We start from the raw sequence: 13051 nt of genomic DNA, 5'->3' as shown, positions 1-13051 counted from the left end.
TACAGAATATTGTGGGTAAAACAATGGCAAGAGCAGATATTTTATTTATTGACAGAGATGGTACTTTAGTTAAAGAGCCACCGGTAGATTATCAGTTAGATACGCTAGAAAAGCTTGAATTTGAACCGAATGTAATGACTGCAATGCTAAAATTAAAAGCAGCCGGTTACAAATTAGTTATGGTAACTAATCAAGATGGTTTGGGTACAGATAGCTTTCCGCAAGCGGACTTTGATTTGGCACATAATAAAATGATGGATATTTTTGCATCTCAAGGGGTTACCTTTGATGATGTGCTGATTTGTCCACATTTTCCAACAGATGAATGCAGTTGCCGTAAACCTAAACTGGGTTTAGTTGCAGAGTACCTTCAGCAAGGCAAAGTAAACTTTGAAAACTCTTATGTTATTGGCGATCGGGATACCGATATGCAATTAGCCGCGAATATGGGTTTACCGGGTTTTCAGTTCGGTAAAGACGGCATCGACTGGGATTTTATTGTTGAAAAACTAACAACTAGACCACGTATTGCCAAAATTGAACGCAATACCAGCGAAACACAAATTACGGTTGAAGTTAATTTAGACAAGCAAGCAAAAGCAGATATTCACACCGGTGTTGGCTTTTTTGACCACATGCTGGATCAAATTTCCACTCACGGCGGTTTTTACATGAACATTCATGTTAATGGTGATTTGCATATTGATGATCACCATTCAGTTGAAGATACCGCTTTAGCACTGGGTTTGGCATTAAAACAAGCATTAGGCAACAAGCGCGGCATTGGCCGGTTTGGCTTTAGTTTGCCAATGGATGAGTGTTTAGCTCAATGTGTGATGGATATTTCGGGCCGCCCTTTTTCAAAAGTAGAAGCCAATTTCACCACTGAAAAAGTAGGTGAACTGGCAACAGAAATGGTTCCACACTTTTTCCGCTCGCTGGCTGACAGCATGTTAATTACGCTGCATCTATCAACGAATGGTGACAATGATCATCATAAAGTTGAAAGCTTATTTAAAGTATTTGGCCGTGCGCTGCGTCAGGCTATTCGAATTGAAGGTAGTGAACTGCCAAGCAGTAAAGGAGTTCTCTAATGTCATTAGGTACAACCCCTAATGCGGGTAAAGTGGTTATTATTGACACAAGTTGTGCAAATTTATCCTCACTAAAATTTGGGATTGAACGCCTTGGCTATGCAGTTGAGGTGAGTGACAAAGCAGATGTTATTCAATCAGCTGATAAAGTCTTTTTACCGGGTGTTGGTGCAGCCGGTGCTGCAATGGAAATTATTAACGACAAAGGTATTCCGCAAATTGTGCGCGAACTTAAACAACCTGTTTTAGGTATATGTTTAGGCATGCAATTAATGACTGAGTTTTCTGCTGAAGGAAATGTTGACTGTTTGGGTTTAATTCCCGGTACAGTTAATCCGATTCAAGCAGAAAACTTGCGCCTACCTCACATGGGCTGGAATACCTTATCCGTGATTAGTGATCACCCATTATTTGATGGTATCACCAAGGATGATTATTTTTATTTTGTTCATAGTTTATGTGTTGCCCCATCTAACTACACATTGGCGCAATGTGACTATGGCCAAGCTTTTTCCGCATCACTATGTAATGGCAATTTTATGGGGGTACAATTCCACCCTGAGCGTTCTGGTAAATCAGGCGCGCGAGTCATTCAAAACTTTTTGGAGATGAAAGCATGATCATCCCTGCAATTGATTTAATCGACGGTAAAGTTGTCCGTTTGTATCAGGGCGACTATGCCCAAAAAACAGAATACCAGTTTGACCCAATTGATGTATTAACTAAATACGCTAAAGGTGGCGCTAAATGGTTACACATTGTTGATTTAACCGGTGCCAAAGATACCAGCAAACGCCAATTAGATTTAATCAAATCTATGGTAGACACTGGTTTAATGCGTTTTCAAGCTGGTGGTGGCATTCGTCGCAAACAAGATGTAGAGCAGCTTTTAGCCGTTGGTGTTGAGCGTATTGTGATTGGCTCACTTGCAGTTAAACAACCAGAGCTAGTTAAAAGCTGGATTGATACTTATGGTCCTCAGCATATTGTATTGGCGCTAGATATTAACATTGACGAAAACGGCAATAAATTTGTTGCGACCCATGGTTGGCAAGAAAATTCAGGTGTCACCCTAGAAGCCATTTTAGAAGATTATGCCTCTGTTGGTGTACGCCATGTATTATGCACCGACATCAGCAAAGACGGCACCTTAGCTGGCTCAAATGTTGATTTATATTCAGAAGTAGTCAAACAATTCCCGCATATTGAATGGCAGGCATCTGGCGGCATTGGTAACTTAAATGATATTGCTGCACTTAAACCAACTGATGTTAGTGGCGTGATTTTAGGTCGCTCTTTATTGGAAGGTAAATTTACCATTGAGGAGGCAATTCAATGCTGGCAAGACGCATAATTCCTTGTCTTGACGTAAAAGATGGCAAAGTGGTTAAAGGCGTAAAATTTCGTAATCACGAAATCATAGGTGATATTGTACCACTTGCTGAAAAATACTCAGAAATGGGCGCTGATGAGTTAGTTTTTTATGATATTACTGCCTCAAGCGATAGCCGTGTTGTTGATAAAAGCTGGGTTTCACGAATAGCGGAAAAAATTGATATTCCGTTTTGTGTGGCTGGCGGGATAAAAACCATTGAAGATGCACGTATTATTTTAGAAATGGGTGCAGATAAAATTTCAATCAACTCCCCTGCTTTAGCTAACCCCGAGCTAATTACTGAGTTAAACCGTCGTTTTGGTCAGCAATGTGTTGTAGTTGGAATCGATTCTTTTTTTAATAAAGAAACCCAACGATACGAAGTGTATCAATTTACTGGCGATGAAAAACGCACCCAAAAAACCAACTGGACAACCTTTGACTGGATTAAAAAAGTGCAGCAAATGGGCGCAGGTGAGATTGTACTCAACTGTATGAACCAAGATGGTGTACGTCAAGGTTACGACATAGAGCAGTTAAAACTGGCTCGTGCAGCTTGTAAAGTACCATTAATCGCATCTGGCGGTGCTGGTGCAATCGAGCATTTTATTGATGTATTTCAACAAGCGGATGTTGACGGCGCACTTGCAGCTAGCGTATTTCATAAATCGATCATTCAAATGGAAGAATTGAAAAACGTCCTTATCAATAACAAAGTGGAGATTAGACCGTGTTAATTACCCAAACAAATATTAACGAACTGGCTTGGGATAAAGCCGATAATGGTCTGCTACCTTTAATTGTTCAGCATGAATTTTCAGGCAAAGTATTAATGCAAGGTTATGCAGATATCGCCGCACTTGAAAAAACCTTTGCAACCGGCCATGTCACTTTTTATAGCCGCAGTAAAAACCGCTTATGGACTAAAGGTGAAGAGTCTGGCAATACCTTAACTCTGGTTGAGCTTTCAACCGATTGCGACAAAGACAGCTTAATTGCTTTAGCTAAACCAGCTGGTCCAACTTGTCATTTAGGTACAGAAACCTGCTGGGATCAACAAGCACAGCCTAATTTAAGCTTTTTATCTGATTTACAAGATGTAATCGCCAGCCGTAAAGGTGCTGATGCTAACTCGAGCTACACCGCCAGCTTATATGCCAAAGGGGTCAAACGCATCTCACAAAAAGTGGGTGAAGAAGGTGTTGAAGTTGCCCTTGCTGCAACCTCAGGCGATAAAGCAGAATTAATTTGTGAATCCGCAGATTTGTTATATCACTTAACTGTGTTATTACAGTCAATGGACTTAGAATTAAATGATGTGATTGAAAAGCTAAAAGAGCGTCACGCTAAATAAGTTTTATTAATCCATTTGCATAATAAAAAAGCCAATCTTTTGATTGGCTTTTTTATTTTCAACGCCAATAACTAATATCGGCACTATTCACCAGAAAAGCTGCTAAAATAGAGCCTGTATTTATCACCTCTTTAACGGAAATTTGCATGACCAATAACGACATCCTTCGTCGCATTCGCTTTACTTTTAACTATAACGATAAAAAAATGGCTGAGATCATTGCCTCAACCGGTTTTGTTGTTAAACCAGAATTAATCAAACAATGGCTTAAAAAAGAAGATGACAGCGAATATGTTCGGTGTAGCGATCGTGAATTTTCTCATTTTTTAAACGGCTTTATTAATGAAAAGCGTGGTAAAAGAGAAGATGCAGAGCCGGTTAAAGCCGAAGATCATTTAAACAACAATATTATTCTGAAAAAATTAAAAATCGCCCTTAATTTAAAAACAGAAGATATAGTCGCCCTGCTTAAACTAGCCGAATTTAAAGTCAGCGAAAACGAAATTACCGCGTTATTCCGCCGCGCCAGTCACCACCATTACCGTGAGTGTCAGGATCAATTTATGCGCCGCTTTTTAACCGGCATGCAATTAAAGTACAGCGGTAAACCTATGTCAAAAGAACCATCTGGTGCAGCCGCTCAAAAAAGCAAAACCGACAAACCTAAAAAACCGGTGACCCCAATTGTTTATGGTGACTATGCCAATAGCATTAAAGTAAGCAAAATACAAAAAGCCGATAAACCGAAAAAAACACCGGAAAAACAAAAACGTTCGCTTTCAATGAAAAATTTCAAATAGCCAAAACAGGCAGGTTCGGTTAAGGTAAAGGAAGAGCTAAAGCAATATAAATAGCGATAATCAGCTGGTGATAAAAGCCATTTAAGCAAGGCAAGTTAACGTAGGCATAGTTACCCTACGTCAAGTTAACTTAACGCAGAGTAAATGGCTTTTAGCCCAGCCTTTTAGGAGCCTCACAGACAGCTCACTTCTGTGTTGCATCATCTACAAAGGTGCTTACATTCGTGCGATGATGCGTCTTGAATTGAACTGTCTGTGATGGCTCTGATACACGCAATTTAAATTGTTTTAGCTCTAAGCTAAATCAAAGGTGGACAGCTTATGAAAAAACTCAAGAACGAATCTGCTTTACTTAAAAAAGCACTACAAATTGGTGAATCCTACGCCCAAAACCGTGGCTACCACGCATTTTCAGCCACTGACTCAGCTAAACAAAAAATAGAATGTATTTATCGCCTGTTGGTACAAGATAAATTAATTGCGCCCTTACCTCAGGACAAAGAAGATCAACCGGGTATGAAACACAGACTTGCGATGTGGATTGCTAATAAATTACCGGCCGATCACCCGCTGTTAAAATAATTATTAGGATAAAAAGAATAAAGATGAAAACCAAATTAAGCTTTGAACAAACCCGTGTTTTAGGGATATTTTTAGAAAAAGAAGTCACCACACCGGATCAATACCCGCTTTCATTAAATGCAATCACCACTGCTTGTAATCAAAAATCAAACCGTGAACCTGTGGTTGAGTTTAGCGAAAGTCAGGTTCAAAATATTGTTGATGAATTAGTCCAACTCAGGCTATTAAGTGATGCGAGTAGTGGCGGACGAGTCGCAAAATATCGTCACCGTTTTTATGGTAGTGAATTTTCAGCTTATCAATTTAATCAGCAACAAGCGGCTATCTTGTGTGTTTTATTTTTACGCGGTCCGCAAACGCCGGGTGAATTAAGAACCCGCACAAACCGGCTAGCTAATTTTACCGATGTTGCCCAAGTTGAATCCTGTTTAAACCAGCTAGCCGCGGATCAAAATGGTCCGTTTGTGGTTAAACTCGCCCGTGAGCCGGGTAAACGCGAATCCCGCTTTGCCCATTTATTTAGCGGTGAAGTGAATTTGGCCGAGCATAAAGAGTCTTTAGCTTACTCTGCTTCATCTGCCGACAACTCTGAGTTAGCACAACAAGTGGCAGATTTAACAGAAGAAGTTAGCCAGCTAAAAGCAGAAATTGCCTCAATCAAACAATCTCTTGGCATAGAATAATTAAATTAGCGCGGTTTATCGTCTGCGCTAAGTCTTGATTGACACTTCTCTAATTTTAGGGAGTAAACTTGGCTTTTAATAATGTAGCTATATTAAGCCAATTTTTTTTCGTACGAGAGCATATCAAATATTACCAATACGCGTTTTTTGACTGATACACTAACGAAAAAGTAAAAAAGACGCTAACGTATACTACCTTTTCTAGTGAAATTATAATTACAAAAGTAATTGCTCTGAACGGATGGTTGCATCGGGAAAAACAGCCCGAACTTGTTGTGTATTTAATTGCCAATGTTGGTGTAAAACCGTTGCTAGCCAGCTATTAATTGCAGACGTTGGTTTTAAATCGCGGTTTTGGTACAGATTTTCTGGAGCTAAGCCCGGCCAATCGCCTAACACTTTTCCGCCATTAAGTGCACCGCCCGCTAAAAATAAAGCACTTGCCGTACCGTGATCGGTACCGTCTGTGCCGTTTACTTTAACCGTTCGGCCAAACTCAGTTGCGACTATAACAATAGTATCTCGCCACTTTTCAGCCAGCGCTAACTTTAGCTGATTCAAACCGGCATCTAACTGGCTAAACTGCTTATCCAAACGCCAAATTTGGCCGTTATGAGTATCCCAGCCGCCCATTTCTAACATCGCGCAACTGGTATTTACTGAGTGAGCTAATAGCTCACCGCAGTTTTTAGCTAATAGCTCAAATTTAGGATTTCGGGTTTTTGCTTTATCCATTTCAACACTGCCGCGAGTCATCATACCTTGGTTAAGCCGCTCTGCAAATTCGGGATAAGGCTGATACATTTGCATTAAAGCGCGATATAAATCTTCTTCTGCATCCGGTAAATTAGATGGAAACCAAGTATTAGATAGTTGATTTCCGCGCATAGAAACTGGCACTGAACGCGCAATAGCAATGCCTTGCTGGTTTTTTTGCTGCATCGCCCGGCCAAGCCAGCCATTATCTTGATCGATTTGTGGTAAGCCACTTTCTAAATAATCCTGAGCATCAAAATGAGAACGTTGCCGATAACCGGAAGCCACTGCAACCACTGGCATCATTTGTTTTTGCTGATACCAGTTATGCAAATATTTTAAGGCTGGATGCAAACCAAATCCACGCTCAAGTGGTAATAAATTTTCCGCTATGGGTGTAACTAAGCTGGCTCTATGCTGATTTAAATAAGGATCAAACACAGGCACAACCGCATGTAATGAATCCATAGCGCCACGCAATACCACCCAAACTAACTTTTTATGGTTTGGTGCATTAACAGGCTCAAGCACTTTGGCTAAAGCATAAGGTTGTTGGCTCAAAACCCAAGCGGCACAGCCTGTTTTTAAAAAGTTGCGTCTTTTCATTTGTATTGCCCCGTTACCTTAATTGAAACTCAGGACTCATTAAAAATAAGGCAATTGCCTGCTGTTTACTTTCGGCCTGATTGATTAGTTTTTCACTGTTTGCGGATAATTGTCGGCCTAGTGTTTGTTTAATCAATTCTAAAGACTCGTTTTTGAGTAGGCGGCTAAATCTGTCAGCCCACTCTATTTTTGCCAACAACGCCTCAGAACCATTCCAAAATGCTGCGGTATCACCAAATCCGGCGGGTGAGCCTGCACTAAACGGCATTTGACCCAGTATTTTTAAGGTTTCAAAACTATCTGGTTTTTGGGTTCCGGTTTGGTTACAAGCACGACAGGCTGAAATCACAAAATCACGCGGCGTTTTCAGTTTTTGTAATTTGGGTTGCCAACTCGCCGGATGTTCTATCATTGCAGTTAATACGAAAGCTAAATTGCCTTTTGATTGAATCCAGCTTTGGCTCATTGCTGAAACTAAAGCAGGATCAGGTTCATCAGCAATAAAATGTCGCGCCAGTTTAAAGCTAATATGTTTTGCTGTAGCCGGATGCTCTGCCAAGTCGATTAAAATCTGTTTGCCCTGCTCTAACTTAACTTGCGGATAGCTTTTACCTAAAATGAACCGCGCACCGGGTTGATGATGCTGATCTTTATAAATAAATCCGATATGTTCGGTCTTATCTTTATATGGGTGCGTGACTGTCCAGCCAGTAATGGCCATTGCCAACTCACGTACATCTTGCTGGCTGTAACCAGCGTTAACGCCCAGGGTATGTAACTCTAAAATTTCACGCGCTAAATTTTCGTTTAAGCCTTTTTCCGAGCGCTTTTTCCCGACTTTAGAATCTGGCCCTATTGATTTTTCATTATTTAAATACACCAGCATCGCCGGATGCATGATCACAGCTAATAATAAGTCGCTGAATTGTCCTACTAAATTGGGCGCAATCGCTTCGCGCTCTAATGTAGGCGCGAGCGCTTTGGTAATAATATTATTTGCGCTGACACTAAAATGGTTGGAGAAAAAATCCAATAAGCGTGATTGAAAAGATTCTGGCTGGGTAATTATTTGCTGTAAACTGGCTAATGTGGTTTGTTTGGCTGCCTGATTAATTTTTTTGCGAATTTTATCTGAGCTTAGTTCTCCAGCTTGCATTGCATTATTGTCAGCTTGGCTTGCCGCATTTTTCTTATCGGCTTCTTTGGCTAACTGAAACTCAGCTAACGTATGAATTGCTTGTATTGATGTCCATTCTACTTGGGTAAATTGCATTGGCTTTAGCTGATTGAGCAGCCATTTTTTAGGATCAGATTGCAGTGTATTAAGCTGATTTTGTAAAGCGCCATACCCAAATCGGTTAAGCGCAATTTCTGTATTGTACATACCCCAAACCACCCTGTTTTAATTTACTGATTTGGAGTATAAAAAGCTTTTGTATTAAGCAGAAATTAAATTACGTATTATTTACATAATTGACACTTTATTGAATGAAACTGAGCAGTGGTACTAAGTTTAATCTGCTCCGTTTTATACCTGTTATTTTTTAAGTAAGACTGTCGCATTAACAAAATCCGGTAAATGTTTATTGGCCGCGTGATAATCACGCCAGCCATAATAGCTGTCGGTTAATAAATCTAACTGAAAGTTATTATTATCAAATGCGCCGCCTTGATCGGCCAAAATAACCAAGCGGTTGATTAGCTCACCTTGCTGATTTGGATAAGACAATAAAATTAATTTACCTAACCCAAGTTGTTTAACATTACCGGCGACTGTCACCTGAGGAATGATCTGAATTTTATCTTCCGGCTCTTTGCCATAACCTAAAATGCCGGGCACTTTTTTAAAGTACCAATAACGGCTTTGTTGGTCTTTATCGAGCGCATAATCGTATGCAATACCATTGTTACGGTGCACATTATAATATTCAGTTTTATCATTATGTTTTACCACCGCAGTGCCTTGCAGCATAACGTCGTGTAGTCCGGCAGGCGTTAACCACAACAAAGGTTTTGCCAGTTTATCTTTATCTAGCGCGCCCTGCATAATTTGCTGGCGGGTTAGTTTAAACCGAGTAAGCTGAGCTTTTTTTTGCTCAGCTTGTTCTGGGGTTAAATCTTGTTCGTCGTACGGTAATTGATAAATTGCCTGATTATAATCCGCCGATGGCTCAAATTGAGCATCAACTAATTTAGTATAATATTTGGTTAATAAAATTTTATCCTGCGGAATACGTGCTAATAAATTGCGCTTATTCGGATTTTTCGTTTTTTCAGCAATTTTATGCGCTAATGCTAAATCTGGCTGCCACTTAACCAGCTCAAAATGCTCATTAATAAATTGAGTATCGTGCAATCGGCTTGGTCGACCTGCTCTCACATCTTCACGGTAAGTTTGGCAAATAAATTCAAGCGTCGCTTTAACTTGTTCTACTTGAAATGTGTGGGTATTTAATTTTCCGCCATGAATCGCCTGTGGATCAAACTCATTTCCCCGATTGAGATAAGTTAATGTATTGTTGGCAACTGTACATAACTCAGAGCCTTTAAAACTGCTCATTTTTCCACTTAATTGATCATTTGCTAAACTATTAAATGAAGCTAAACTGGTTAGCGACCAGCCCAAAATAAACCATTTTAAATACATATTCATCTCAATTAATTGTTATTTAACCTAAATTTTAGCTAATCATATAGCTTAATCCGGCACAGTTTGGTTATTTTAAACTATTAAATAACCGGTTAAAAAGCTTAAAAATTCAATTTTTAACTAAAAACTCCACTCAGTTAACGTTATAATAACGTTAAATTTAAACATAATGAGCTTAATAATGAATATCTCAGATTATATTGAACAAGCTGATGAAGTATGTGGGTTACCTGATACTTGTGTCCGCATTCAAGAGTTATTACAGGATGAAACTTCAAGCATAGATGATTTTGCAGATGTATTAGCCTGTGACCCACTTCTTACAAGCCATGTATTAAAATTGGCTAATAGTGCTTTGTATAACTTTTCTTTTAGCATAGATACATTAGCTAAAGCAATTACAGCTTTAGGCATGAAAGCAATTTATAGTCTGGTACTTATTTCAGCCGCGACAGAAGCTTTAAAGAAACTTAATACACAAGCAATAGACTTAGATAGACACTGGCGAGTTAGTATTAACACTGCTCTTATTTTAAAACGTTTAGCAGGTGATAAAAAATCATTTGACTCGGAGCGCTTATTTACATTAGGTTTACTTCATAATATCGGTGAGTTGATAGTTTGTCAGGTTACCCCTGTTAAAGCCCAAAAATGTGAAGCCTACAGCGCAGAACTACTCCCTAAAAACAAACAACTAATCGAGTTAGGTTTTACTTATGCCGAACTTGGTGCTGCTCTGTTTGAGAATTGGAAATTTCCAGAGAAAATGATTGATACAATTCAAATGCAACATACACCAGATGATAATGAAGAAGCACAACTACTACATTTAGCATCTAATTTGGCGCTAATTAGTGTTCACCCTGAAATGTATTCAATCGACTCTTTATTAGATGATTATTTAATCCAGAAATTTTCACTAACAGAAGCGAAACTAGAGGACGCTATCGACTGGGCTAATTTAGGTGCATTTAGTTTGTTTGCTTTAGTTAATCCGGCTGATGCTTCTATTTATTAATTGTTTAATTTAAAATCTACGCTAATTTGAGCACAAAACTGAAATTAGCGTATTCGCTTAGCATAACTAAACTTATATTCTAAGTTCTATAATCTGCATTAATCCGAACATAATCATAGCTGAAATCACAAGTCCAGATAGTTGCATCAGCATCGCCGCGATGCATATCTACAGTCACCTGAATTTCTTCCTGATTCATTACCGCCTGCCCCATCGCTTCTTCATAACTTGCAGCACGACCACCATGCTCAGCCACTAAAACATCCCCTAAATATAAATCAATGCTAGTAGTATCTAAGTCATCTAAACTTGAACATTCGCGTGAAGCATAACCAATGGCAGCTAAAATACGGCCTAAGTTAGGATCAGATGCAAAAAAAGCAGTTTTTACTAAAGGACTTTTACCAATTGAAAAACCAACTGTTTTGGCCTCTTGCACGCTTTTAGCACCTTTAATCGTCACAGTCATAAATTTAGTTGCGCCTTCACCATCCCGCACAATTGCTTGAGCCAAAGTTTGAGCCGCTTCTACTAATGTTTGAAAGATGGTTTGGTACGCAGGATCTTGCTTATCATTAATCAACTCAGCGCCGCTTTGACCGGTTGCGATAATAATAAATGAATCGTTGGTTGAAGTATCACCATCAACTGAAATACAGTTAAAAGATAAATCGGCAATCTCTTTGGTCATCTCATCTAATAATGGCTGGCTGATTGCTGCATCCGTTGCCAAGTAGCCAAGCATAGTTGCCATATTAGGATGGATCATACCTGCGCCTTTAGATATCCCGGTTACATTAACCAAGTTACCTTGTAGCTCAATTTGACGGGAAAACGCTTTAGGCGCAACATCTGTAGTCATAATGGCAGTTGCCGCATCAGCCCAATTATCCGCTGCTAAATTGGCATAAGCTTTTGGCAAACCAGCGACCAGTCTTTGCATAGGTAAATGCTCTAAAATAACCCCGGTAGAAAAAGGTAATACTGTATTTTCATCTATCGACATAACTTCAGCTACAGCCTGGCAAGTCGCAATAGCGTCCTGCATACCCTGCTCTCCGGTGCCTGCATTGGCACAGCCGGTATTAATTACCAAGGCACGAATATCATTACCTGATTTTAAATGCTGGCGGCATAGTGTCACTGGAGCAGCACAAAAGCGGTTTAAGGTAAATACACCAGAAACACTGCTGTTAGGTGCGATTTCTATAATTAATAAATCTTTACGGTTTTGCTTTTTGATTTGAGCTTCTGCCCAACCTAACCGAACACCGGCAACAGGGAAAAGCGCTTTAGGATCAATAACTGGTAAATTAACAGGCATTTTTTATTCACATCATTAAATACAATTAATAAATTTTACAAAGCCCGTTAAATAGATGCAAAATAAATATCTGTTAAAACTGAAAATAATACGTGGATATGCAAACAATTAACGCAAATACATTTTTAATACTGGACGATATACCTGAGCTTAAAGTAAATCAGCGCTATGCATTTAAACTTAACCGCAACCAAACTTTGGCCAACCAGTCCAGCATTTGGCTACTCAATGCAAATTATCAGGCAATTGCCGAAATAAGCATAATTGAACAAAACCAAAACGGGGCTGAGCTAACTGCCCGCTATAGAGTGGATTATATTTATAACCAGCAAGAAAGCAGCCAGCTCAATGTAATGTTTGAGCGAATATTACAGCCCGTTTATGATCCATTTATTTATTTGATTTCCGATCAACAAGAGTTGACCCAAAGCCTTAACAATAACCAATTAGTTAGAGACAGTTTACAAATCGAAGGATTTATTCATGCCAGCCCTAAAAATCAATTAACTCGGGTTGCCAATAAGTTTTATAAAAGCAGGCTCAATCCAGTTATTTTAGTCGTGGATAAAACTAAGCTAAGTAGTGAGTTAAAATGGGAACCAGCAAAAGGTGGACTTTACCCGCATATTTATGGTCCGCTTAATATGCAAAGTATTATTAAACAAATACCCATTCAACTAAATGAAAATAATGAGTTTGAAATAAAGATTTAATAAAAGACAAGTAAAAAGAGTGGTGGGTCATGCAGGATTCGAACCTGCGACAAATGGATTAAAAGTCCACTGCTCTACCAGCTGAGCTAATGACCC

The 13051-nt window shown here is 39.3% G+C and carries 14 protein-coding genes and 1 tRNA gene; 10 read left to right on the top strand and 5 right to left on the bottom strand.

Going from position 1 to position 13051, the window contains the following annotated elements; all coding sequences use genetic code 11:
* Nucleotides 1-23 precede the first annotated feature (23 nt).
* The 8 genes from hisB to N7931_RS16045 all read left to right on the top strand — a co-directional run bounded on the left by hisB (nt 24) and on the right by N7931_RS16045 (nt 5888).
* The gene (gene hisB, locus N7931_RS16080; protein ID WP_262795373.1) at nt 24-1094 is read left to right on the top strand and encodes a bifunctional histidinol-phosphatase/imidazoleglycerol-phosphate dehydratase HisB; all 1071 of its coding nucleotides are present in this window, start codon (nt 24-26) and stop codon (nt 1092-1094) included.
* The gene (gene hisH / locus N7931_RS16075; protein WP_262795372.1) at nt 1094-1714 is read left to right on the top strand and encodes an imidazole glycerol phosphate synthase subunit HisH; all 621 of its coding nucleotides are present in this window, start codon (nt 1094-1096) and stop codon (nt 1712-1714) included. Before hisB ends, hisH begins: the two co-directional genes overlap by 1 nt.
* Nucleotides 1711-2448, top strand: a complete 738-nt coding sequence (gene hisA, locus N7931_RS16070; RefSeq protein ID WP_262795371.1) for a 1-(5-phosphoribosyl)-5-[(5-phosphoribosylamino)methylideneamino]imidazole-4-carboxamide isomerase — start codon at nt 1711-1713, stop codon at nt 2446-2448. The genes hisH and hisA overlap by 4 nt, the downstream gene beginning before the upstream one ends.
* Nucleotides 2430-3206, top strand: a complete 777-nt coding sequence (hisF, locus tag N7931_RS16065; RefSeq protein ID WP_262795370.1) for an imidazole glycerol phosphate synthase subunit HisF — start codon at nt 2430-2432, stop codon at nt 3204-3206. Before hisA ends, hisF begins: the two co-directional genes overlap by 19 nt.
* Nucleotides 3200-3823 carry a bifunctional phosphoribosyl-AMP cyclohydrolase/phosphoribosyl-ATP diphosphatase HisIE gene (hisIE, locus tag N7931_RS16060; RefSeq protein ID WP_262795369.1) on the top strand — a complete coding sequence of 208 codons (624 nt, stop codon included), beginning with the start codon at nt 3200-3202 and terminating at the stop codon, nt 3821-3823. Before hisF ends, hisIE begins: the two co-directional genes overlap by 7 nt.
* Nucleotides 3824-3969: 146 nt before the next feature.
* The gene (locus N7931_RS16055) at nt 3970-4623 is read left to right on the top strand and encodes a DUF1456 family protein (protein WP_316250588.1); all 654 of its coding nucleotides are present in this window, start codon (nt 3970-3972) and stop codon (nt 4621-4623) included.
* Nucleotides 4624-4944: 321 nt separating this feature from the next.
* On the top strand, nt 4945-5205 hold the full coding sequence (locus N7931_RS16050; protein WP_262795368.1) for a DUF5062 family protein: 261 nt from the start codon (nt 4945-4947) through the stop codon (nt 5203-5205).
* A 23-nt stretch (nt 5206-5228) separates the two neighbouring features.
* Entirely contained in the window at nt 5229-5888 is a 660-nt protein-coding gene (locus N7931_RS16045; RefSeq protein WP_262795367.1) for a YceH family protein, read from the top strand.
* A 216-nt stretch (nt 5889-6104) separates the two neighbouring features.
* On the opposite strand, the gene N7931_RS16040 is transcribed toward N7931_RS16045, so the two are convergent.
* The 3 genes from N7931_RS16040 to N7931_RS16030 form a co-directional block, all read right to left on the bottom strand.
* Nucleotides 6105-7250: a DUF1501 domain-containing protein gene (locus N7931_RS16040; protein ID WP_262795366.1), complete on the bottom strand. Its 1146-nt coding sequence runs from the start codon at nt 7248-7250 to the stop codon at nt 6105-6107.
* A 13-nt stretch (nt 7251-7263) separates the two neighbouring features.
* A complete protein-coding gene (locus N7931_RS16035; protein WP_262795365.1) occupies nt 7264-8634 on the bottom strand; it encodes a DUF1800 family protein in 1371 nt (456 codons plus the stop codon).
* A 153-nt stretch (nt 8635-8787) separates the two neighbouring features.
* Complete coding sequence (locus N7931_RS16030; RefSeq protein WP_262795364.1) at nt 8788-9897, bottom strand: MltA domain-containing protein; 1110 nt, start codon at nt 9895-9897, stop codon at nt 8788-8790.
* Between the two features lie 184 nt (nt 9898-10081).
* On the opposite strand from N7931_RS16030, the gene N7931_RS16025 reads away from it, so the two are divergent.
* Nucleotides 10082-10918 carry an HDOD domain-containing protein gene (locus N7931_RS16025; RefSeq protein ID WP_262795363.1) on the top strand — a complete coding sequence of 279 codons (837 nt, stop codon included), beginning with the start codon at nt 10082-10084 and terminating at the stop codon, nt 10916-10918.
* 79 nt (nt 10919-10997) lie between these two features.
* Here the strand turns inward: N7931_RS16025 and argJ are convergent, their stop codons facing one another.
* Entirely contained in the window at nt 10998-12242 is a 1245-nt protein-coding gene (argJ, locus tag N7931_RS16020) for a bifunctional glutamate N-acetyltransferase/amino-acid acetyltransferase ArgJ (RefSeq protein WP_262795362.1), read from the bottom strand.
* Nucleotides 12243-12340: 98 nt separating this feature from the next.
* On the opposite strand from argJ, the gene N7931_RS16015 reads away from it, so the two are divergent.
* Nucleotides 12341-12955 carry a DUF952 domain-containing protein gene (locus N7931_RS16015; protein ID WP_262795361.1) on the top strand — a complete coding sequence of 205 codons (615 nt, stop codon included), beginning with the start codon at nt 12341-12343 and terminating at the stop codon, nt 12953-12955.
* 20 nt (nt 12956-12975) lie between these two features.
* Here the strand turns inward: N7931_RS16015 and N7931_RS16010 are convergent.
* A tRNA-Lys gene (locus N7931_RS16010) sits at nt 12976-13051 on the bottom strand.

Source organism: Catenovulum sp. 2E275, assembly GCF_025515275.1.
GTDB lineage: Bacteria > Pseudomonadota > Gammaproteobacteria > Enterobacterales > Alteromonadaceae > Catenovulum.
Note: the sequence above shows the minus strand (reverse complement) of the source record. Positions and strands in the feature narration are given on the sequence as shown.

Coding starts and splice junctions, on each gene's coding strand:
- hisB (WP_262795373.1), top strand. CDS start 24: ATGGCAAGAGCAGATATTTTATTTATTGACAGAGATGGTACTTTAGTT.
- hisH (WP_262795372.1), top strand. CDS start 1,094: ATGTCATTAGGTACAACCCCTAATGCGGGTAAAGTGGTTATTATTGAC.
- hisA (WP_262795371.1), top strand. CDS start 1,711: ATGATCATCCCTGCAATTGATTTAATCGACGGTAAAGTTGTCCGTTTG.
- hisF (WP_262795370.1), top strand. CDS start 2,430: ATGCTGGCAAGACGCATAATTCCTTGTCTTGACGTAAAAGATGGCAAA.
- N7931_RS16055 (WP_316250588.1), top strand. CDS start 3,970: ATGACCAATAACGACATCCTTCGTCGCATTCGCTTTACTTTTAACTAT.
- N7931_RS16050 (WP_262795368.1), top strand. CDS start 4,945: ATGAAAAAACTCAAGAACGAATCTGCTTTACTTAAAAAAGCACTACAA.
- N7931_RS16045 (WP_262795367.1), top strand. CDS start 5,229: ATGAAAACCAAATTAAGCTTTGAACAAACCCGTGTTTTAGGGATATTT.
- N7931_RS16040 (WP_262795366.1), bottom strand. CDS start 7,250: ATGAAAAGACGCAACTTTTTAAAAACAGGCTGTGCCGCTTGGGTTTTG.
- N7931_RS16035 (WP_262795365.1), bottom strand. CDS start 8,634: ATGTACAATACAGAAATTGCGCTTAACCGATTTGGGTATGGCGCTTTA.
- N7931_RS16030 (WP_262795364.1), bottom strand. CDS start 9,897: ATGTATTTAAAATGGTTTATTTTGGGCTGGTCGCTAACCAGTTTAGCT.
- N7931_RS16025 (WP_262795363.1), top strand. CDS start 10,082: ATGAATATCTCAGATTATATTGAACAAGCTGATGAAGTATGTGGGTTA.
- argJ (WP_262795362.1), bottom strand. CDS start 12,242: ATGCCTGTTAATTTACCAGTTATTGATCCTAAAGCGCTTTTCCCTGTT.
- N7931_RS16015 (WP_262795361.1), top strand. CDS start 12,341: ATGCAAACAATTAACGCAAATACATTTTTAATACTGGACGATATACCT.